Annotated in this window: 24 protein-coding genes and 1 pseudogene; 18 read left to right on the plus strand and 7 right to left on the minus strand. The window is 76.1% G+C overall.

Annotation, left to right across the window (positions count from 1 at the left end; translation table 11 throughout):
* Positions 1-37: 37 nt before the first annotated feature.
* The 8 genes from clsA to AC1VL8_RS14035 all read left to right on the plus strand — a co-directional run bounded on the left by clsA (position 38) and on the right by AC1VL8_RS14035 (position 5,529).
* The gene (gene clsA, locus AC1VL8_RS14000) at positions 38-634 is read left to right on the plus strand and encodes a cardiolipin synthase ClsA (RefSeq protein ID WP_483076260.1); all 597 of its coding nucleotides are present in this window, start codon (positions 38-40) and stop codon (positions 632-634) included.
* Positions 631-1,608 (plus strand): DUF881 domain-containing protein, encoded by a 978-nt coding sequence (locus tag AC1VL8_RS14005; RefSeq protein ID WP_483075579.1) that lies wholly within the window; start codon positions 631-633, stop codon positions 1,606-1,608. Before clsA ends, AC1VL8_RS14005 begins: the two co-directional genes overlap by 4 nt.
* Entirely contained in the window at positions 1,605-1,937 is a 333-nt protein-coding gene (locus tag AC1VL8_RS14010; protein ID WP_213282098.1) for a small basic family protein, read from the plus strand. The genes AC1VL8_RS14005 and AC1VL8_RS14010 overlap by 4 nt, the downstream gene beginning before the upstream one ends.
* A gap of 3 nt (positions 1,938-1,940) precedes the next feature.
* Positions 1,941-2,729, plus strand: a complete 789-nt coding sequence (locus AC1VL8_RS14015) for a DUF881 domain-containing protein (protein WP_483075580.1) — start codon at positions 1,941-1,943, stop codon at positions 2,727-2,729.
* Between the two features lie 110 nt (positions 2,730-2,839).
* The gene (locus AC1VL8_RS14020) at positions 2,840-3,337 is read left to right on the plus strand and encodes an FHA domain-containing protein (protein WP_389228798.1); all 498 of its coding nucleotides are present in this window, start codon (positions 2,840-2,842) and stop codon (positions 3,335-3,337) included.
* A gap of 216 nt (positions 3,338-3,553) precedes the next feature.
* A complete protein-coding gene (gene ftsR, locus AC1VL8_RS14025) occupies positions 3,554-4,135 on the plus strand; it encodes a transcriptional regulator FtsR (protein ID WP_483075581.1) in 582 nt (193 codons plus the stop codon).
* Positions 4,136-4,310: 175 nt separating this feature from the next.
* Positions 4,311-4,748, plus strand: coding sequence for a bifunctional nuclease family protein (locus AC1VL8_RS14030; protein ID WP_483075582.1), 438 nt, complete (start codon positions 4,311-4,313; stop codon positions 4,746-4,748).
* Between the two features lie 196 nt (positions 4,749-4,944).
* Positions 4,945-5,529 carry a MerR family transcriptional regulator gene (locus AC1VL8_RS14035; RefSeq protein ID WP_389228807.1) on the plus strand — a complete coding sequence of 195 codons (585 nt, stop codon included), beginning with the start codon at positions 4,945-4,947 and terminating at the stop codon, positions 5,527-5,529.
* A 253-nt stretch (positions 5,530-5,782) separates the two neighbouring features.
* On the opposite strand, the pseudogene AC1VL8_RS14040 reads toward AC1VL8_RS14035, so the two are convergent.
* Positions 5,783-6,551 (minus strand): annotated as a pseudogene (locus AC1VL8_RS14040) (ParA family protein).
* A gap of 102 nt (positions 6,552-6,653) precedes the next feature.
* Here AC1VL8_RS14040 and AC1VL8_RS14045 point away from each other — a divergent pair.
* Positions 6,654-7,322, plus strand: a complete 669-nt coding sequence (locus AC1VL8_RS14045) for an MBL fold metallo-hydrolase (protein ID WP_483075583.1) — start codon at positions 6,654-6,656, stop codon at positions 7,320-7,322.
* 18 nt (positions 7,323-7,340) lie between these two features.
* On the opposite strand, the gene AC1VL8_RS14050 is transcribed toward AC1VL8_RS14045, so the two are convergent.
* Positions 7,341-8,336 (minus strand): LacI family DNA-binding transcriptional regulator, encoded by a 996-nt coding sequence (locus AC1VL8_RS14050; protein WP_389228816.1) that lies wholly within the window; start codon positions 8,334-8,336, stop codon positions 7,341-7,343.
* A 178-nt stretch (positions 8,337-8,514) separates the two neighbouring features.
* Here AC1VL8_RS14050 and AC1VL8_RS14055 point away from each other — a divergent pair, with 178 nt between their 5' ends.
* On the plus strand, positions 8,515-9,696 hold the full coding sequence (locus AC1VL8_RS14055) for an AI-2E family transporter (protein ID WP_483075584.1): 1,182 nt from the start codon (positions 8,515-8,517) through the stop codon (positions 9,694-9,696).
* A gap of 21 nt (positions 9,697-9,717) precedes the next feature.
* Here the strand turns inward: AC1VL8_RS14055 and AC1VL8_RS14060 are convergent, their stop codons facing one another.
* Positions 9,718-10,452: a class I SAM-dependent DNA methyltransferase gene (locus tag AC1VL8_RS14060; protein WP_483075585.1), complete on the minus strand. Its 735-nt coding sequence runs from the start codon at positions 10,450-10,452 to the stop codon at positions 9,718-9,720.
* Between the two features lie 113 nt (positions 10,453-10,565).
* Here AC1VL8_RS14060 and AC1VL8_RS14065 point away from each other — a divergent pair, with 113 nt between their 5' ends.
* The 4 genes from AC1VL8_RS14065 (at position 10,566) to AC1VL8_RS14080 (ending at position 13,589) form a co-directional block, all read left to right on the plus strand.
* Positions 10,566-10,901: a cupin domain-containing protein gene (locus AC1VL8_RS14065; protein ID WP_483075586.1), complete on the plus strand. Its 336-nt coding sequence runs from the start codon at positions 10,566-10,568 to the stop codon at positions 10,899-10,901.
* A gap of 165 nt (positions 10,902-11,066) precedes the next feature.
* Positions 11,067-11,480: a YciI family protein gene (locus AC1VL8_RS14070; protein WP_483076261.1), complete on the plus strand. Its 414-nt coding sequence runs from the start codon at positions 11,067-11,069 to the stop codon at positions 11,478-11,480.
* 53 nt (positions 11,481-11,533) lie between these two features.
* Positions 11,534-12,766: an RNA polymerase sigma factor gene (locus AC1VL8_RS14075; protein ID WP_483076262.1), complete on the plus strand. Its 1,233-nt coding sequence runs from the start codon at positions 11,534-11,536 to the stop codon at positions 12,764-12,766.
* Positions 12,756-13,589, plus strand: coding sequence for a phosphotransferase family protein (locus AC1VL8_RS14080; protein ID WP_483075587.1), 834 nt, complete (start codon positions 12,756-12,758; stop codon positions 13,587-13,589). The genes AC1VL8_RS14075 and AC1VL8_RS14080 overlap by 11 nt, the downstream gene beginning before the upstream one ends.
* Before the next feature lie 23 nt (positions 13,590-13,612).
* Here the strand turns inward: AC1VL8_RS14080 and AC1VL8_RS14085 are convergent, their stop codons facing one another.
* Positions 13,613-14,392, minus strand: a complete 780-nt coding sequence (locus AC1VL8_RS14085) for a glycosyltransferase family 2 protein (protein WP_483075588.1) — start codon at positions 14,390-14,392, stop codon at positions 13,613-13,615.
* A gap of 235 nt (positions 14,393-14,627) precedes the next feature.
* On the opposite strand from AC1VL8_RS14085, the gene AC1VL8_RS14090 reads away from it, so the two are divergent.
* Entirely contained in the window at positions 14,628-16,751 is a 2,124-nt protein-coding gene (locus AC1VL8_RS14090; protein ID WP_483075589.1) for an EAL domain-containing protein, read from the plus strand.
* Between the two features lie 10 nt (positions 16,752-16,761).
* Here AC1VL8_RS14090 and AC1VL8_RS14095 read toward each other — a convergent pair whose 3' ends face one another.
* Both AC1VL8_RS14095 and AC1VL8_RS14100 read right to left on the minus strand, forming a co-directional pair.
* Positions 16,762-16,914 (minus strand): hypothetical protein, encoded by a 153-nt coding sequence (locus AC1VL8_RS14095; RefSeq protein ID WP_483075590.1) that lies wholly within the window; start codon positions 16,912-16,914, stop codon positions 16,762-16,764.
* Between the two features lie 12 nt (positions 16,915-16,926).
* Positions 16,927-17,580 carry a maleylpyruvate isomerase family mycothiol-dependent enzyme gene (locus AC1VL8_RS14100; protein WP_483075591.1) on the minus strand — a complete coding sequence of 218 codons (654 nt, stop codon included), beginning with the start codon at positions 17,578-17,580 and terminating at the stop codon, positions 16,927-16,929.
* Positions 17,581-17,832: 252 nt separating this feature from the next.
* Between AC1VL8_RS14100 and AC1VL8_RS14105 the strand changes: the two genes are divergently transcribed.
* Together AC1VL8_RS14105 and AC1VL8_RS14110 are read left to right on the plus strand one after the other, a co-directional pair.
* Positions 17,833-18,870, plus strand: a complete 1,038-nt coding sequence (locus tag AC1VL8_RS14105; RefSeq protein ID WP_483075592.1) for an EAL domain-containing protein — start codon at positions 17,833-17,835, stop codon at positions 18,868-18,870.
* Positions 18,871-18,938: 68 nt separating this feature from the next.
* A complete protein-coding gene (locus AC1VL8_RS14110) occupies positions 18,939-19,109 on the plus strand; it encodes a DUF1059 domain-containing protein (RefSeq protein WP_483075593.1) in 171 nt (56 codons plus the stop codon).
* 29 nt (positions 19,110-19,138) lie between these two features.
* Here AC1VL8_RS14110 and AC1VL8_RS14115 read toward each other — a convergent pair whose 3' ends face one another.
* Positions 19,139-19,525 (minus strand): STAS domain-containing protein, encoded by a 387-nt coding sequence (locus tag AC1VL8_RS14115; RefSeq protein WP_483075594.1) that lies wholly within the window; start codon positions 19,523-19,525, stop codon positions 19,139-19,141.
* 116 nt (positions 19,526-19,641) lie between these two features.
* Here AC1VL8_RS14115 and AC1VL8_RS14120 point away from each other — a divergent pair, with 116 nt between their 5' ends.
* The gene (locus AC1VL8_RS14120) at positions 19,642-20,103 is read left to right on the plus strand and encodes an ATP-binding protein (protein ID WP_483075595.1); all 462 of its coding nucleotides are present in this window, start codon (positions 19,642-19,644) and stop codon (positions 20,101-20,103) included.
* The last annotated feature ends 14 nt before the right edge of the window (positions 20,104-20,117 follow it).

Raw genomic sequence — 20,117 nt, forward strand, 5'->3', positions numbered from 1 at the left:
CGGACGAGGCGGGAGTGCTGTGGGGGAGCCGGACGTGGTGGTGAGCGACCGCGTCGTGACCGTGCCCAACGTCATCAGCCTGGTCCGTCTCCTGATGGTCCCGGTCTTCGCCGTGCTCATCGCCCAGGGGCACGACGGGTGGGCCCTGGTGGTGCTGGCCGCCTCGGGCGCGAGCGACTGGCTCGACGGCGTGCTCGCGCGACGTCTGCAGCAGGTCTCCCGCCTCGGCCAGGTCCTCGACCCCGCGGCCGACCGCCTGTTCATCCTCGTCACCCTGCTGGGCCTGGCCGCCCGCGACGTCGTGCCGTGGTGGCTCGTCGTCGTGCTCCTCGCCCGCGAGGCGATGCTGCTGGTCATGCTGGTGTTCCTCGCCCGCCACGGCTACGGCCCGCTGCAGGTGCACCTGGCCGGCAAGGCGGGGACCTTCGCGCTGCTGTACGCGTTCCCCCTGCTGCTGCTCGCGCACTGGGGCGGTCTGGTGGGCGACCTCGCGTCCGTCCTGGGCTGGGCCTGCGCGTGGTGGGGCGTCGCGCTCTACTGGTTCGCCGGTGCGCTGTACGTCCGCCAGGCCTGGTCGCTGCTGGGCCCGCGGGGCGGCGCCGACGCGGGGGAGCCGCGCACGGTGGCTGCGTGACCGGGCCGGCGTCGCGCCGGCCGGACGCCTCGATGTCGCTGCTGACCGAGGTGACCCGCAACCCCCTGGACCCGGACTACCGGGACGCCGCCGAGCGCCGCGCGCGCTCCGGCCGCACCCGTCGCCGGGGCGGTCCCGGCACCGTCGCCGTCGCGCTGCTCGCCGTGGTCCTCGGGGTCGCCACCACCTGGTCGGTCATCGCGCTGCGCGCACCGAAGCCGTCCGAGCTCGCGGCCCGGCAGGTGCTCGCCGAGCAGATCGAGGAGCGCAGCGCCGAGCTCGACCGGCTGCGGGACCGCAGCACCGAGCTCGCCGACGAGATCGCGGTCCTGCAGGAGCAGGCGCTGTCCGCCGCCGACTCGCCGCTGCTCGACCAGATCGCCGTCGACTCCGTCGCGTCGGGCGCCGCCGCGGTCACCGGGGGCGGCCTGAGCGTCACACTCCAGGACGGCGAGCAGGTCGCGGGCGCGGACGACCCGGACTCGCGGGTGCGCGACTCCGACCTGCAGATCATCGTCAACGGCCTGTGGGCCTCGGGGGCGGAGGCGATCGCCGTCAACGGCCAGCGCCTCGGCCCGACCACCGCGATCCGCACGGCCGGGGACGCGATCCTCGTCGACGTCGTGCCGCTGGTCGGCCCGTACCGCATCGAGGCCGTGGGCGACCCGCAGCAGATGCAGACCCGGCTGACCCGGACCTCGGGCGGGCAGCTGCTCGCGGTGCTGCAGTCGACCTACGGCATCCGCACCCAGGTCTCGGCGCAGCGCGACCTCGCGCTGCCGGCCGCCGCGACCATCACCCTGCGCGCCGCGGAGCTGCCCGACGGCGTCGCGGTCCTCCCGGGCGACGCCGGGACCGGCCCGTCCGGGTCCGCGCAGTCCGGCACACTGTCCTCGGAGCCGGCGCCGCGCGCCGCTCCCGCCCCCGACGGCACGACCCGCGGGGACCAGCACGACGACGAGGGGGAGCTGTGATCGCGGTCATCGGCCTGGTGGTGGGGGTCATCGCCGGCCTGGTGCTGGAGCCCACCGTCCCGGCGGCCCTGCAGCCGTACCTGCCGATCGCGGTCGTCGCGGCGCTGGACGCGCTGTTCGGCGGTCTGCGGGCGGTCCTGGACGGCCTGTTCGACGACCGGGTGTTCCTCGTGTCGTTCCTGTCCAACGTGGTCGTCGCGGCGCTCATCGTGTTCCTGGGCGACCAGCTCGGCGTCGGGTCGCAGCTGTCCACGGGCGTGGTGGTCGTCCTCGGCATCCGGATCTTCTCCAACGTGGCGGCCATCCGCCGGCACCTGTTCAAGGCCTGAGCCGTGACGGACCCCGTTCCCGACCCCGTGCCCGACGCGCCGCCCCTGCCGCCGTCGACGCCCGAGCGCGTCGTCGGCTGGCGCGCCCTCGGGCGGGCGCTGCGCCCGCGCGCGACCCGCGCCCAGGTGCTCACCGGCGTGCTCTGCGCACTGCTGGGGTTCGCGATCGCGGTGCAGGTGCGCCAGACCGACCAGTCCAGCCTCAGCGTGATGCGCGAGTCCGAGCTGGTGTCGCTGCTCGACCAGACGACCCGGCAGGCCGACGAGCTGCAGGACCAGGTGACCGAGCTCGAGCGCACCCACACCGAGCTGCAGTCCGGCAGCACCGGCCGGGAGGCGGCGCTCGAGGCCGCGACCCGCAGCGCCGCCGCGCAGGGCATCCTGTCCGGCCGGCTGCCGGCCGAGGGCCCGGGAGTCGTCGTGACGGTGCAGGACCCCGACGGCGAGGTGAAGGCGCTCACGCTGCTCAACCTGCTGGAGGAGCTGCGGAACGCCGGCGCGGAGGCGGTGCAGCTGAACGACCAGCGGCTGACGGCGTCGAGCTACGTCCTCGGGACGGACGACGGCGTGGTCGTCGACGGCGCGGTCGTGGCGCCGCCGTACCGCTGGGTGGCGATCGGCGACGCGGACACCATCGCCACGGCCCTCGCCATCCCCGGCGGCGCGGTCGCGAAGGTGCAGATCGACGGCGGCACGGCCTCGGTCGCCACCGAGGACCGGGTCGAGATCACCGCGACGCGGGCGGTGCCGGAGCCCGAGCACGCCACCCCGGGCACGGGTGGCGGCGGCTGACACGCCGTGACCGGCGGACGGGCTGTGCTCAGGCGGGCCGGACCGCATAGGCTGTCGGGACCCCGGCCCAGGTCGGGGCCGGTGAGCGGTGCAGGTCTGGGAGGGGTGGCATGAGCGACGAGCAGCAGGTCCCGGGGGGCGAGCAGCGCCCGACGGCGCCGGCGGCCACGGACACCACGATCAGCTTCGGGTCGCTGGGATCGCTCGACCACGAGCCCGCGGGCCCGGTCGGGCTGACCGCCGAGCAGGCCGCCGCCGTGCAGGCCCTGCCGCGCACCTCGGCGCTCCTGGTCATGCAGCGGGGCCCGAGCTCGGGCGCGCGGTTCCTGCTCGACGCCGAGCGCACCGTGGCCGGTCGCAGCCCGAGCGCGGACATCTTCCTCGACGACGTGACGGTCTCGCGCAAGCACGCGGAGTTCGTCCGCGAGCTCGACGACTTCGTGGTCCGGGACGTGGGCTCGCTCAACGGCACCTACGTGAACCGGGAGCGGATCGACTCGGCCGTGCTGCGCGCGGGCGACGAGGTGCAGATCGGCAAGTTCCGGATGACGTTCCACCCGAGCCCGGCGTCCCGTCCGGGCGGCCAGCAGGCCGAGCCCGCGTCGTGAGCGCGGCGCGACCCGCCCGCCGGGCCGAGGCCGCGCAGGACGCCGCGCCGCAGGACGCCGCCGCACCCGCGGTGGCCCCGGAGCAGGCCGGCGCCTGGCCGCGCGGGCTGTCCCGCCAGGCGACCATGCGGATCTCCGACGTCCTCGCCGCGCTGCGGATCGAGTTCCCGGCGGTCACCAACTCCAAGCTTCCGGTTCCTCGAGGAGCAGGGCCTCGTGGACCCCGTGCGCACCGCCGCCGGGTACCGCCAGTACAGCCCGGCCGATCTCGAGCGCCTGCGGTTCGTGCTGCGCGAGCAGCGGGACCGGTACGTGCCGCTCAAGGTCATCGGGGAGCGGCTGGCTGCGCTGGACGCGGGCGAGGAGTCCGAGGCCACCGGACCTGCGCTGATCGTCACCGAGGACGGCGTGCCGCGTTCCGGCGGGGTCGAGGCCCGGTACACCACCGCCGCGCTGGCCCGCGAGGCCGCCGTCGACGAGCAGCTGGTGACCGACCTGGTGCAGGCGGGCGTCCTGCGGCCGTCGGCGTCCGGCCACCTGGACGCGTGGGCGAAGGACGTCGTGGTCGCGGCGTCGGCGCTGGCCGAGCACGGGATCGAGGCGCGCCACCTGCGGGCGTTCCGCAGCGCCGCCGACCGGCAGCTCGACATGGTCGAGGCCGTGGTGGCACCGTGGCGCGGGCAGTCGTCGCCGTCGGCGCGCGGGCGGGCGAGCACGGTGGCAGCGGAGGTGGGCGAGCTGTGCACCCGCCTGCACACGGCCCTCGTGCGCGCGGGCGTGGCGGACCTCGCCCCCTGATCCGAGGGCGTAACGAGGTCGCCGGGCGCGGACCGGTGCGCGGACGCGCGCGCGGACGTAGCGTGGGCGTCATGCAGGAGGACGACCTGGTCGAGCTCGACGTCCTCGGCGTCCGACGGCACCCGGGGGACGACGAGCTCGTCGTGCTGCTCCTGGAGCCGGTGGGGAGCTGGTCGTGCCGATCGCGATCGGCGCGACCGAGGCCGGGGCCATCGCCACGGCGCAGGCCGGCGTCGTCCCGCCACGGCCGATGACGCACGACCTGCTGCGGGACGTCCTCGCGGCGGTGCACGTCGCCGTGCGCCGGGTCGAGATCACCGAGCTCGTCGGGGGCGTGTTCCACGCGGCGCTGGTGCTGGGGGACGGGACCCGGGTGGACGCGCGGGCGTCGGACGCCATCGCCCTCGCGGTGCGGGTCGGCTGCAAGGTGATGTGCGCCACGGACGTCCTGGCCGAGGTCGGCCTGGAGGCGGCGCCGGTGAGCGTGGAGGAGGCCGCCGGCACCGGCGCCGGGGTCGCGGACCCGGACGAGCAGGTGGCGCAGTTCCGCGAGTTCCTGGACCACGTGGAGCCCGTCGACTTCGAGCGCGGGGAGCCGGGCGAGCGGCCGTGACCGCGGCCGCCGGGACCCCTAGGTTCAACTTCAAGTCGAAGGTAAGACACGCCGTGCGCGACACGCCGGGAACCGCGGGCGCGGCGGTCGTTGACCGGCCCTGGTGGCGGCCCTAGCGTTGCCCTCAGAACACCGCACGATGTGTGGACCGCGACCGCCGGACCGGCGAGGGCGGACGTGACGACTGGAGGATCCCGTGACCGGCACCGAGCAGGCAGCAGACGCTGCCGGCGGCGTTCCCCAGCGTGCCCAGGGCCTGCTGTTCGGCGACGACCTGCCGGACCTGGACGTCACCACCGGGTACCGCGGCCCCACGGCCTGCCGCGCGGCCGGCATCACCTACCGCCAGCTCGACTACTGGGCCCGTACCGGCCTGGTCGAGGCGTCCGTCCGGCCCGCGACCGGCTCCGGCACGCAGCGGCTCTACTCGTTCCGCGACATCCTCGTGCTCAAGGTCGTCAAGCGTCTGCTCGACACCGGCGTCTCCCTGCAGCAGATCCGCGCCGCCGTCGGCCACCTGCGCGAGCGCGGCGTCGAGGACCTCGCCCAGATCACGCTGATGTCCGACGGTGCGAGCGTGTACGAGTGCACCTCCGCCGACGAGGTCATCGACCTGGTCCAGGGCGGTCAGGGCGTGTTCGGCATCGCGGTCGGTCGCGTCTGGCGGGAGGTCGAGGGCACGCTGGCGCAGCTGCCCACCGAGCGCGCCGAGGACGACGCCCCCGTCGGCACCGGCCACGACGAGCTCGCGGCGCGCCGCAAGGCCCGCACCGCCGGCTGACCCGCACGACACCCCAGGCCCGGACCCCGCTGCTGCGGGCTCCGGGCCTGCGTCGTCCTGCCACCGGCCCGCACACGCGCTCGCCCGCGCGCCGAGATAGGACCGTCGCGCCGAGACAGGGCCACCGGGCGTCCTGTCTCGGCGCGACGGTCCTGACTCGGCGCAGGATGGCGGGCGCCGGGGGCACGGGATGGCGGGGACCGGCGGCGGGTGCAGGCCCGCGAGCCCGGGTGGCGTGGGCGACGGCCCGGGGTCAGCGCGGGGCGCGCAGCGCGCGGTCGAGGAGCTCGTCGAACGTCGACGCCAGCTCCCGCGCCCCCGCGCCCGGCCACGCGTGCACCGGCTGCGCGGCGCCCTGCGCCTGCTGGAGGGCCGCGCGCTCGGGGACGAACGGCGTCAGCACCAGCGGCCCGTACAGCCCGCGGAAGCTCCTCGAGCCGGAACGCCTGCTCGACCGACCGCGCCTTGACGCGGTTGACCACCACGCCGAGCGGCTGGAGCTGGCCGGCGGGCCCGCGGCGCAGCTCGTCGATGGTGCGCATCGCGCGGCCGACGGCGGTCACGGAGAACAGGCCCGGCTCGGTCACCACGACGGCGCGGTCGCAGGCGGTCAGCCCGGTGCGGGTGAGCCCGCCGAGGGACGGCGGGCAGTCGACGAGCACGAGGTCGTAGTCGTGCACCCAGGCCAGGGCGAACCGCAGCCGGTCGACGTCCGCGACGGCCCCGTCGTAGGCGTCGTGCCGCGAGGACGCGGCGGACCCGACCAGGACGTCCAGCCCGGACTCGGCCCACGCGCTCGGGGCGGTGGCGGCGGCGAGGGTCTCGGCGGTGGGGGAGTCGAGCAGCCCGGCCACGTCGCTCGCGGCGGGCGCGGTGGCGAGGGCGAGAGTGCTGTCGCCCTGCGGGTCGAGGTCGACGACGAGCGTCCGCAGACCCCGTTCGAGCGCGGCCGAGGCGAGCCCGAGGGTCACCGACGTCTTCCCCACGCCGCCCTTGAGCGAGCACACTCCCAGCACCAGCACGCGGACACGGTAGCCGGACCAGGCCGTTCAGGGGAATCCGGCGTCGGCCCGTGGTCTGCTCCCGGGTCGACGGACGCCGCCCCGCGGGGTGATGCTGGCGGCATGAGCGACCCGATGACCCTCACCCTGGGCGGCCACGCCTGCATCCGGTTCGAGCGGGACGGGCGCCGGCTCGTCGTGGACCCGGGGTCGTTCAGCGACCTCGCGCTGCTGGACGACGCCGACGCCGTGCTGGTCACCCACGAGCACCCGGACCACGTCGACCCCGCGGCGCTGGTCGCGGCCCTGGGCAGGCGCGACCGGCTGCAGGTGTGGGCACCGGCGGGGGTCGTCGACCAGCTGGTGGCGGCCGGCGCTCCCGCGGAGCGGCTGCACGCGGCCGCCGACGGGGACGCGTTCACCGCGGCCGGGTTCGACGTCCGGGCGGTCGGCGAGGCGCACGCCGTGATCCACCCGGACCTGCCGCCCGTCACGAACGTGGCGTACCTGGTCGACGGCACGGTGCTGCACCCGGGCGACTCGTTCACGCTCCCGCCGGCGGGCGTCGAGGTCGACCTGCTGCTGGTCCCGGTGAGCGCGCCGTGGCTGCGGCTCGCCGACGCGATCGACTACGTGCGGGCCGTCGGGCCGCGGGTGGCGTCGCCGATCCACGACGCGATCCTCAGCGACACGGGCAAGGCCCTGTGCGACCGGCTGGTCTCGGGGCTCGGCGGCGCGCAGGAGTACCGGCGGCTGACGCCGGGCGAGCCGCTCGCGTACACCGCGGTCTGACGGGAGCGGTCGTGCTGCTCAGCGCGGGCCGGTGGTCCCGCGGCGGACCAGCGCCGTGGGCAGCCGGACGTGCGGGTCCGGCGTGGGGGAGCCGTCGAGCAGGGCGACGAGCATCTGGATCGCGGCGGCGCCCATCTGCTGGATCGGCTGGTGGACGGTCGTGAGCGGCGGCTCGGTCATCGCGGACTCGGGGATGTTGTCGAACCCGATCACCGACAGGTCCCCGGGGACGTCGAGGCCGGCGTCGCGGGCGACCTCGAGCGTCGCGATGGCGGACAGGTCGTTGGCGGCGAAGATCGCCGTCGGTCGGTCGGGCAGCTCGAGCAGCTCGCGCACCGGCTCGCGGGTCGACTCCTTGCGGTAGTCGCCGGCGCGGACCAGCTGCTCGTCCACGGGGACACCGGCGGCGGCCATCGCCTCGCGGAAGCCCTGCTCGCGCAGCCGGGACGACTCGAGGTCGGCGCGTCCGCCGACGAAAGCGATCCGGGTGTGGCCGAGCTCCAGCAGGTGCCGGGTGCCCAGGACGGCGCCGGCGAGGTTGTCGGAGTCGACGGTGGGGAGGCCGGTCGGGCCGGTGTGCGGGTCGATCGCCACGACGGGGACGCCGGCGTCGGCGTCCACGACCGTCGGCGTGACCAGGACGGCGCCGTCGATCAGCGTCCCGCTGAGGCGCGACAGGTAGCGGCGCTCCCAGCCGGCGCCGCGCCCCTGCAGTCCGCCGGTGTAGGCGAGCAGCTCGTAGCCGGTGTCGGCGAGGGCGGTGGCGGCGCCCTTGAGGATCTCGGCGCTGAACGGCTCGAACTCCGCCACGAGGATGCCGATCACGTGCGTCCGGTGCGAGCGCAGCGACCGGGCGACCAGGCTCGACTCGTACCCGAGGTCGTCGATGACCTCCTGGACCCGCGAGGAGGTGGACTGCGCCACCCCGTACCGTCCGTTGATGACCTTCGAGACGGTCGCCACGGAGACACCCGCGGTCCGCGCCACGTCGGAGATGGTCACTCGCTGCCCCATGCGGAGGATCGTAGCGCGCCGAAACCGTTATCGATAACGTTTCACACCGCGTATGGCGCGCGGATGTGGCGCCGATCCGCGCGCACGACGTCCCCGACGCGTCGGTGAGCCCGCTCGCGCCGCCCGAGCCCGCCCCGTAGCCTCCGAGGTCGGACGGCGGAAGAAGGTGGTCGGGCAGATGTTCGGACGACGGAGGTCGGCCGCGCCGACGCAGGGTGACGCGGCGCGCGCGGGTCGGGTGACCCGGGGCGTCGACGACTCCCGCGACACCTCGGCCGGTGCGCTCTGGGCCGACGGGTTCGGCCGCGTGGGCACCCGGTCGGTGCAGGCGCTCGCGCTGCTGGCCCTGGTCACGGTGCTGGTGTTCGCGGTGACGCAGCTGACCCTGGTCGTGATCCCCGTGCTCATCGCCCTGGTGCTCGCCAGCGCCATCCACCCGCTGGTCTCGTGGCTGCGCCGGCACCGGCTGCCGTCGATCCTCGCGACGTGGATCGCCCTGATCGCGATCGTCGGCGTGCTCGGCGGCGTGCTCACCGCGGTGGTCTACGCAGTCGTGCACCAGTGGGACGACCTCGCGGACCAGGCCGTCGCCGGGTTCGGCGAGCTGCAGGACTCGCTGGACGGCCTGCCGTTCGAGGTCTCCGAGCAGCAGCTCACCGACCTGCAGTCGTCGGTCGGCGACTTCCTCACCAGCAGCAGCTTCGGCTCCAGCGCGATCGCCGGGTTCTCCGCGGGGGCGAACTTCGTCACCGGTCTCGTCCTGATGATCGTGGTGCTGTTCTTCTTCCTCAAGGACGGTCCGCGCATCTGGGAGTTCCTGCTCCGCCCGTTCGAGGGCGCGCACTACGAGCGCGGCAAGCGGGTCGGCGCGAAGACGGTCAGCACCATGGGCGGCTACGTCCGCGGCACCGCGATCGTCGCGGCCGTCGACGCGATCGGCATCGGCATCGGCCTCGCGGTGATGGGCGTGCCGCTGGCCATCCCGCTGGCGGTGCTCGTGTTCCTGCTGGCGTTCATCCCGCTGGTGGGGGCGACCCTGGCCGGCGTGCTCGCCGCGCTCGTCACCCTGGTCGCCAACGGACCCGTCGACGCGCTGATCGTCGTCGGCATCGTGATCGCGGTGAACCAGCTCGAGGGCAACTTCCTGCAGCCCGTCGTGATGGCCCGCTCGCTCGCGCTGCACCCGCTCGTCATCCTGGTCGCCCTGACCGTCGGCACCGTGCTCGCCGGGATCACCGGCGCGGTGCTGGCGGTGCCGATCGCCGCGTCCGTGTGGGGCGCGATGACCGTCTGGAACGGCCCGCACGAGGCCGCGCGGCCGGTGCAGCAGAAGCGGCGCGAGGTCGTCGAGGGACGCTGAGGCCGTCGGCAGGCCCGGCGGTCAGGCCGGGGTCCGCCACACCGAGACGTGCGACGTGCTCTCGGCGGTGAACGGCGCCGCCGAGAAGTCCGCGTACCGCTCGGTCGGCGCCATCCCGGCGATCCGGGCCATCAGGTCCAGCTCGGCGGGCCACACGTACCGGTGCGGGGACCGGCCGGTCGACGTCGACCCGTCGGCCTCGACCGTGTAGTGGTGCGACACCAGCCGCTGCTGGACGACGTCGTACCGGTCGAACCCGAGGTGGTCGTCGCTCACGTCGAACGGCAGCGCGACCTCCCCTGGTGGCAGCCGCCGCAGCTGCGGGACGAACACCTCGACGACGAACGCGCCGCCCGGCTCCAGGTGCCGGGCCGCGTTCACGAAGCACGCCACCTGCTCGTCCTGCGTCAGCAGGTTCGTGATGCCGTTGAAGACCAGGTACACCAGCCGGAACCGGCCCGGCGCCGTCGCGGTCGTCATGTCACCGAGCGTGACCGGCACCGCGTCGCCGGCCGGCTTCGCGGCGAGCCGCGCGGCCATCGGCGCGGACAGCTCGATGCCGTGCACGGGCACGCCCCGCGCGGCGAGCGGCAGGGCGACCCGCCCGGTGCCGACCGCGAGCTCGAGCGCCGCGCCGCCGTCGGCCCGCTCCGCGAGGAAGTCGACCGTCGGGCCCAGGACCTCGGGCGCGAACATCGTCGCGCTCGACGCGTCGTACCGGGCCGCGACCTCCGCCGTCCAGATGGTGTCCGTCATGGCCCCGACCGTCGCACCCGGGGCGCGCGGGGCGCCACCGGAATAGCCGTCGGCCGCCGGGACGTGTTGAGTAGGGTCCTGACCGCCGACGACGCCGGAAGGACACACCCCGCATGGACGTGCACCAGCTCGCGCAGGACCAGATCGCCGCCGCGCACGAGGACCCGCACGGGCGCAGCACCCACCTCGTCGTGCACGACGGGCCGCTGCGGCAGACCGTCATCGCCCTGACCAAGGGCACCCGCCTCGCGGAGCACAACAGCCCGCCCGCGGGGAGCATCCTCGTGCTGCGCGGCACGGTCGCGGTCAGCACGGCCGACCAGGTCGACACCCTGCCGACCGGGTTCCTCACCGCGGTGACGCACGACCGGCACGGCGTCGAGGCCCTCAGCGACGCGGCGATCCTGCTCACCACCGTGACCAGCCAGGGGGACCCGGCACACCCGTGACCGCGGCCGGGCGGGCTCGGGCCGCGAGCAGCGCGCCGAGGGCGGTGCACGCACGGGGAACCCGGTCCGCCCGGGGTGTCGATCCAGGGCTTCCCCGTTCGACTCCGAGGTGAGAGGGTCCGGACGGGACCCGCCCGACGCACCAGGAGGCACACCGTGAAGTACATGCTCATCATGCGGTCCAGCGAGGCGTGGAACCCGGAGGAGGCCGCGGGCCTCACGTTCGACGACATCCTCGAGTCGATGGGCCGGTTCAACGACGAGATGATCTCGGCCGGCGTGCTGGTCGCCGCGGAGGGGCTGGACGACGCCACCGAGGGGGTCGTCGTCGACTACTCGTCCACGCCCCCCGTGGTCACCGACGGCCCGTACGGCGAGGTCAAGGAGCTGTTCGGCGGGTTCTGGATCCTCGACGTCGCGTCGAAGGAGGAGGCCGTCGAGTGGGCGAAGCGCGCGCCGCTGGCCGGTCCCGGGATCAAGACGGAGATCCGCCGGGTGCCGAGCATCGACGAGTTCCCGCAGGACAACGTGTGGATCCAGAAGGAGCGGGCGTGGCGCGAGGCGACGGGCCAGCTCTGACGACCCCGACCGACGCGGGGACGGGCCGCGCCGCGGTCGAGGCGGTCTGGCGGATGCACTCCGCCCGGATCGTCGCGACCCTGGCGCGGTCCACCGGGGAGCTCGCGCTCGCCGAGGACGTCGCGCAGGAGGCGCTGGCCGAGGCGCTGGTCACCTGGCCGCGCACGGGTGCGCCCGCCAACCCCGCCGGGTGGCTGGTGACCACGGGTCGACGTCGGGCGGTCGACGCGTTCCGGCGCCGCGCGGCGCTCGACGACCGGTACGCGGCGCTCGCCCGCGACCTCGACCCGGGCGGGCCGGCGGTCCCGGGCCCCGAGGAGGCGTGGGACCCCGACCGCGTGGACGACGACGTGCTCGCCCTGATGTTCGTCGCGTGCCACCCGGTGCTGTCCCGCGAGGCGCAGGTCGCGCTGACGCTGCGGGTGGTCGGCGGGCTGACCAGCGACGAGATCGCCCGCGCGTTCCTGGTGCCCACGGCGACGGTGCAGGCGCGGATCACCCGCGCGAAGAAGACGCTCGCCGCGGCACGGGTGCCGTTCGCCGTGCCCGAGCCGCACGAGCGCGCCGAGCGCCTGGGGTCGGTGCTCAGCGTCGTCTACGTCGTGTTCACCGAGGGGTCGACCGCGACCTCCGGCGACGACTGGATCCGCCAGGACCTCGCCCACGAGGCGGTGCGGCTGGCCCGGGTGCTCGCGCGGCTCCAGCCCGCGGAGCCCGAGGTGCTGGGGCTGCTCGCGCTGCTCGAGCTCACCGCCGCCCGGTTCCCGGCGCGCACCGCCGCCGACGGCAGCCCGGTGCTGCTGGACGCGCAGGACCGGCAGCGGTGGGACCGCGCGGGCGTGCGGCGTGGCCGTGCGGCGCTGGCGGCGGCGGGGGCCGTCGGGCGGGGGCTCGGCGCGTACGGGCTGCAGGCCGCGATCGCCGAGGGCCACGCGGTCGCGCCGTCGGTCGCCGCCACCGACTGGGAGCGCGTGGTGCTGCTCTACGAGGCGCTCGGAAGGCTCGCGCCGTCACCGGTCGTCGACCTCAACCGCGCCGTCGCGCTCGCCCAGGCCCGCGGCCCCGCCGCCGCGCTGCCGGTGGTGGACGCCCTGGTCGGGGACGGCGCGCTCGCCGGGTCGCACCTGCTGCCGAGCGTCCGCGGCGAGCTGCTGCGCCGCCTCGGGCGGGACGCCGAGGCCCGGGCCGAGACCGAGCGCGCGGTGGCGCTGTGCGGGAACGCGGCCGAGCGCGCGGTCCTGCTGCGGCGGCTGGCGACGATCACCGAGGACCACCGTGCGGGTTGACCTGGTCGCGGAGCTGGTCGGGCCCGGCGCGCGCGTGGACGCCGAGACGTCCGGCGACGGCGGTGCCCGGACGTGGTGGGTGACGACCGCGAGCGGCGCACCGCTGGTGCTCAAGGTGGCGGACGCGTCCGGGCCGGCGCTGCTGCGCTCCGCCCGGGCCCAGGAGCGCGCCGCGAGCCTGGGGGTGCCGGTGCCACGTGTCGTAGCGGCGGGCGTCCGCGGCGACCGGCAGCACCTCGTGATGGAGCGGGTCGCGGGCCACCCCTGGCACGAGGTCGCACCGACCCTCGACCCGGCGGACCGGGCCGGGGTGCTCGACGAGCTCGCCGAGGTGCTCGTGCGGCTGCGGCGAGCGTCGTCGCCCGCGTTCGGCGACCTGGCCGACGACGCCACCAGCCCCCGCGCCCCGGCGCGCAGCGAGCTCGCGGCCCTGCGTGCCCGGACCCGCGCACGCATCGCCGACCCCACCCGGGCGGCGCTCGCCGACGCCGTGCTCACCGCGCACGCGGCCGCGTTCCGGGGCACGGCAGCGGTGCTCGTGCACGGCGACCTGCACCACGCGAACGTCCTCGTGCGGCCCGGGCCGCGCGGGTGGCGGCTCGCCGCCGTCCTCGACTGGGACAGCGCGTGGGCGGGACCCGCCGACGCCGACACCGCGCGTGCCTCGCTCTGGGACCACATGCCCGGCGACCCGGAGCCCGTCGGCGTGCGCGCGGCGGTCCAGCAGGTGCTCTGGTGCCTGGAGCACGAGGGGAGCACGCCACGGCACCGGGCCGACACCGCCCGGCTCCTGCACCACCTCGGCGTCGGGGCCGCGGGCTGAGTGGGACCCCGTTGCCGACGCGCTCAGCCGCCGACCCGGCCGAGCGCCCGACCCCACCGGTCGCGGACCGCGCCGGCCCGCGCCAGCACCCGGTCGCCCGCGAGCCGCCACGGCCCCTGCTGCGGCCAGTGCAGCACCACGGACCGCCAGCCGCGCGCGACGCGGCGCAGCATCCCGCGCCGCGAGTCGAACGGCCGGGACGAGATCGACACCGCGAGCCCCTCGTCGTACCGGATCGCGCCGGGGCGCAGGTGGAAGCTCAGGTCGAGGTCGTCGTGGACGTCGGCGTCCCGGTGCACGTGCAGGCGCACCTCGCGCCACGCCGCCGCCCGGACCGCGAACGCCGACCCGAACACCGGCGGCCCGCCCAGCGCCATGCCGGCGAGCAGGAAGTACGCCTGCATGTAGCACAGCTGCGCGAGCCGGGCGGAGGGCCGGCCCAGACCCCGGAACCGTCCCGGCCCGGTGACCGCGTCGCAGGTCGGGTCGGCGACCAGCAGCTCCTCGACCCGCGCCAGCCACCCCGGCGGCAGCACCGTGTCGGCGTCCACCCGGGCGATCACGTCGCCGGTCGCGGCGTCGTAGCCGGCCGCGGCCGCCGGCCAGATGCCCACCTCGGGCTCGTGCACCACCCGTGCACCCGCCGCCGCGGCGATCCTCGCCGTCGCGTCGGTGCTGCCGTTGTCCACGACCACCACCTCGTCCGGCGGGCGGGTCTGGGCCGCGACCGAGGCCAGGCAGCGGGGGAGCCGGTCGACCTCGTCCCGCGCGGGGATCACCAGGGTCAGGCGCAGCGGGGTCACGCGGGCCGCGGACGGTCGGGGGAGTGCACCCGTCCATCGGCTCACGGGGGCGGCAGCGGCGCAACCGGGGCCGCGGACCCGTCGCACGCCCGCCTGACCGAGCGGGTGATTTCCGGTCGCCCCGGCTGCTGACACGTCACCGAGCGCGTACGGTCGCCACGCCCGCGCCACCACGGCGCGCGAGGCCGGCTCGCACGGCCGCCGCCGGGCATCCCGCGCGAGCGGTCCCACGAGGATGGAGTGGTCGCCGATGTGGCTCGGGCTCGCCGCCGCCGCCGTGCTGCTGTGCACCGGGCTCGTGCACCGTCGCGCCGCGGCGCAGGACCGCGACGCGCGCCGGGTGCAGGCGTGGTTCGTCCGCGCGGGGACCGCCCTGGGGGCGGGACTCGCCGCCGAGGCGGCCCTCGCTCTGGCACCGCCCGCCGGCCACGGGGCCGGTCTCACCGTGGGGGCGCTCGTCGGCTGCGGGTTCGCGTACCAGGGGCTGGTGCTGTGGAACCGGAACGGCACCGCGATGTCCGACCCGAGCGACTGGCTCAACGGCGTCAGTGGGGTGCTGGGCGCGCTCGCGGTCGGGTTCATCGTGGTGGACCAGGTGCCCGGGGTGGACGCCCTGGCGCCGGTGACGCTCGCCGGCGGACTCGTCCGGGTCGCGGTGCTCACGGTGCTGCTCGGCACCGCGGGGACGGTCGCGGCCATCGCCGACCTGCGTCGGGAACCGCGCGCCGTCGCGCTGGCCGTGGCCACCGCGGTCCTGCTCGCCGTCGAGGTGGTGCTGCTGGTTCTCGCCGTGCGCACCGGCGCGCAGGCGCCCGCCATCGGCGTCCTGGGTGCCGCGTGGGCCGGGTTCGCCGTGCTGGTCGCGACGACCGGCCGCCCCGCGCCCGCGCCCGTGGCGACCCACGACGCGACACCGCAGGCGACCACCTGGGGCTCGGTGGTGGTCATCGTGGCGGGCGCCGTGGTCCTCCTGCTGTGCCTGCTGCTGCCCCGCGAGTCCCCGACCGCAGCCGTGCTCGCGACCGCGGCCGTGCTCGGCGGCTCGCTGCGGGTCTCGCGGCTGGTGCGCGACCTGGAGGCGCTCGCGACCTCGCGTGCCGAGGCGCGGACCGACACCCTGACCGGCGTCGCCAACCGGCGGGCCCTGCTCGAGGCCGTCGACGCGGGGACCGCCCGACCGGACGGCGCCGCGCTGCTCGTCATCGACCTCGACCGGTTCAAGGAGATCAACGACCGCTACGGGCACGCCACCGGCGACCGGGTGGTGCAGGTGGTGGCCGCGCGGGTGGCAGCCGTCACGGCCGGGTACGGGCTGCTGGCCCGGCTGGGCGGCGACGAGTTCGCGGTCGTGCTCGACGACGCCGACCCGGAGCGGGCCGTGGCCGTCGGCGACCTGGTCTGCGCCGCGGTCGCCGACCCGCTCGACGTCGACGGTCTGGCCCTGGTCGTCGAGGCCAGCGTCGGAGTGGCGAGCACGCGGCTCGGACCGGCGGACCGCGGGGACCTGCTGCGCCGCGCGGACGCCGCCATGTACGCGGCGAAGCGGTCCGGCGGCGGCGTGCGCATCCACGACGCGCAGGCCGACGCACGGGTCCGGGACCGCCGCGAGCTGGTCGCCGACCTGCGGACGCTGCTCGCCGGCGGGACCGGAGCGGGCGGCCTGCGGCTGGACACCCGGCCGCAGACCGCCGCCGACGACGAGGTGCTCGCCGTCGTGGCGCACGAGGTCTGGGAGCACCCGCGGCGCGGGCCGGTCGACGGGGCCGAGGTCGTGGCGCTCGCGGGGGAGCACGGCCTGCTCGAGCCGCTGACCGCGCACCTCGTCGACGCCGCGGTGCGCCAGGCGGCCCGCCGGCGGTCGGCCGGGCAGGAGCTGCCGGTGCTGATCGCGCTGCCGGAGGGGAGCCTGGAGCTGCCCGGCCTGGTCGGCACGCTCGAGGAGGCGCTCGCCCGGTGGCAGCTCCCGGCGGGGCTGGTCGGCGTCGAGGTCGTCGAGGCCGACCTGGTCCGCGACCCGGCGCTCACGCTCGACGTCGTCGGCCGGATCGTCGCGCTCGGCGCGCAGGTCGGGATCGCGGACTTCGGCACCGGGCACGCCACCTGGGCGCACCTGGGCTACCTGCCCGTCCGGTCGATCACCCTGGCCGCGACCTGCACGGTCCGGGTGGCCGACGACCCGCGGACCCGCGAGGTGGTCGCGGCCACGGTCGACCTGGCGCACCGGCTCGGCGTGCGGGTCGTCGCCGACGGCGTGGCGGACGAGGCCACGCGCCGCCTGCTGGTCGACCTGGGCTGCGACCGCACCCAGGGCCCGCTGCACGCCCCGCTGCAGCCGACCGCCCTCCCGGCGGCGGGCTGAGCCCCCCAGGTCAGGCGGGTCGCAGCAGGGCGCGCACGCCCGCGCGGGCGGCGAGGAGCGCCACGACCTCGAGGGCCACCTTGAGCAGCAGCGCCGTCAGCAGCGACAGCGTGAACCTCTCGCTGAGGACGACCGGCACGTGCTCGACGGCGAGGTTGAGCACCACCACGTAGTCTCAGCGGTTGGCGGCCCGGGGTGTCGCCGCCGCGAGCAACGGTGCCCCCTCGCCGGCGAGGCGCCCCACGGCGGCGGTGCGCCCGGCCATCGCGAGCACCAGGTCGAGCGTCGTCCCCTCGACAACCGGGCCGTCGCCGGCGCGGAACTCGCTGTCGGTCGCGACCAGGCGCAGACCCTGCGCCGTGCTGCGGGACCGGACCGCGAGGTCCTTGCGCGCGTACCCGTGGGCGACCGCGACCACCGCGTCCGCCGCGGGCTCGGCGGTCAGCCCGAGCGGCACCCGGATGTCGGTGGCGTGGACGATCACCTCGCCCAGCCAGGCCCACAGGTCGCCGGTGGGTGCGACGCGGGAGCGGACCACGGACTCGAACCGCGCGAGCGTCTCCGCCGGGGTCGCGCCGCGGTGCTCGGCGAGCCGCCGCTCGTTGTGCCGGTCCGCGTCGAACCGCGCGCGGACGATGCTGCGCAGCCACCGCCAGCGCCCGGTGCTCGCGGCGGCGGTGAGGTGCGCGACGACGTCCTCGACGGTCCAGGTCCCGCAGAGCGTCGGTGCGGACCAGTCCCGCGGGCCGAGGTGGTCGAGGTCCACGAGGAGCCGGGCGCGCTCGGCCGCGATCGCCTCCCAGTAGCGGTCGGGGGTCCAGCGGTCCATCGGCGGGCTCCTCGGTGTCCGTCGGGCGGGCGGGCAGGCCATGCGGTCGCGGGCGGGACACCTGCACCGTAGGCCACCGGGGCCGACCTCACCCGGGGGCCGGCTCACACCGTCCCGCGCGGCGCCGATGGGCAGCCCGGGACCCTGCACGGGCACCCGCCCCGTCCTGCGCCCCGAGGAGCGACCGCCATCGACAGCCAGCCGCCCGCACCGCCGGTCGACGACCCGCGGTGGCGTGACGTCCTGCACGGCGTGCTCGACGACCCCGCCGCGCACGTGCTGCACGCCCAGCCGGTCGTCGAGCTCGGGACGGGGTTCGTCACCGGCTACGAGCTGCTGTCCCGGTTCGACGGCCCCTGGCGCGCGACCCCGGACGTCTGGTTCGCCGCCGCGGACCGGTGGGGCCTGAACGCCCGGCTCCAGGCGCGCGTGCTCACCAAGGCGGTCGCCGCGCGCGCCGACCTGCCGCCGAACACGTTCCTCACCGTGAACGTCGACCCGCACCTGCTGGCCGACGACCTGGTCGCGGGCGCCCTGCTGCGGCACGGCGACCTGGAGCGCGTCGTCCTGGAGCTCACCGAGCACACGCAGGTGGACGCCGGCGGTCGGGCGATGGCGGTCCTCGGCCAGGTGCGGGCCGCGGGCGCCCTCGTGGCGATGGACGACGCCGGGACCGGGTACGCGGGCCTGCAGCTGCTGCTCGAGCTGCGCCCGGACATCGTCAAGCTCGACCGCGCGCTCATCACCGGCATCGACACCGACCCCGTCAAGCGCGCGCTGGTCGAGGTGTTCGGCGAGCTGGTCGGCCGGATGGACGCCTGGGTCCTCGCCGAGGGCATCGAGACCCGCGCGGAGCTGGACGTCCTGATCGGGCTGGGCGTCCCGCTGGGTCAGGGCTGGGTGCTGGGGCGCCCGCAGCCGCGGATGGTCCCGGCGCTGCCGGCGCACGAGGAGGCCGCGATCCGTGCCACCGCGGCGCGCACGTCGCTCACCGGCAACGTCGCGAGCGTCGTCCGGACCGCGCGCGCGGGGCAGGACCGCGCCGACTGCGAGGTGCTCCTCGGGCCGGGCGGCCTCGTCACGGAGGTCCGGGACGCCGCCGGCCGCTGGGTGCCGGCGATGACCGTCGCCCCCAGCGCGTCGGTCGTCGAGGTGACCCGCCGCGCGCTGGTCCGGCCGGCCGGGCGCCGCTGGGACCCGCTGGTGTGCACCGACACGAACGGGGGCGTGGTGGGGGTGATTTCGCTCGACGCGCTCGTGCTGGCGGTCTGCGACTCGTCAGGGACCTGACCCGCGGGCCGATAGGAACGCGACGGCCCGGACCGACGGGGCCGACCGAACCAGGAGGACCGCGTCACATGAAGGCTTTCCGCTGCGGCGACGTCGTGCCGGGCTGCGCCCGCACGTTCACCGGAACCGAGAACGAGATCCTCGCGGAGGTCGCGCAGCACGCGCAGCACGACCACGGGCTGGCCGAGGTCCCCGACGCGCTGGTGACCCAGGTGCGCTCCGCGATGGTGCCCGCCTGACTGATGGTGCCCGCCAGACGGAGGCGGGCTCAGGACGCGTCGGACTCCGGGGCGGCTCCGGCCGGCCCGGGAGTCCGGCCCGTCACGGCGACGAGGGGCAGCAGCCCGGAGATCTCCAGCACGACCAGGGCGAGCTCCGGCACGTCCCGGACCATCAGGGGATCACGCCCCGCGGGTCGGTTCAGCACCATCGTGGCCACGAGCGAGATGAGCGACGAGTCGACGAAAGTCACCCCGGCGAGGTCGATCACGTCGACCTCGACGAGCTGCTGGTCCGTGAGGGCGTGCCGGGCCGCGACCACGACGGGCTGGTCGACGTCGCCGGACATGTGCAGCACGCGTGCGTCAGAGGCGTCCAGCCGGATGCGGCCGTGCGCGACCTCGTCCGGCTGCGGGCCGTCAGGAAGAGAAGGCATCGCCCCAGTATCTCCTGCCGGGCGGATGACGCGAGCCCGCCGACTGGGGTGGCAGCGTACCCGCGGACCGGGCAGGCTCTCCCCAGACCCGCTGACGACGACCCCGAGGTGCCCCGATGACTGACGCGCTGGACCCGACCACCCGCGACGAGGGGCTGCGCGCCGCCACGCCGCCGGAGCGGTTCCGCCCCGTCCGCGAGTGGGTGCTGCTGGACACGCTGGGGCTCACGACGGTCCGCCGTGAGCTGCTGGACGAGATCACGGCCGAGAGCGCCGCCAGGCAGGAGGTCCTCGCCGGCGTCCCCGAGCGGATGATCCTCGTCGCGTCCGAGCTCGCGACCAACGCGCTCACGCACGGCCTGCCGCCGACGATCGTGCTGCTCAAGACCGACGGGCGCGACTTCCTGCTCGACGTGGCCGACCACGACCTGACGACCGAGCCGCGGGTCGCGGGGGAGCGGCCGGCGGGGGCAGGCGGGTTCGGGCTGCAGATCGCCCGCCGGCTCGCCCAGGATGTCGGGTGGTACGCGACGGCGACGACGAAGCACGTCTGGGCGGTGTTCGCCGCGCAGGGCTGAGCGGGGGCGTACGG

This window comes from Cellulomonas sp. KU4C (genome assembly GCF_056868065.1).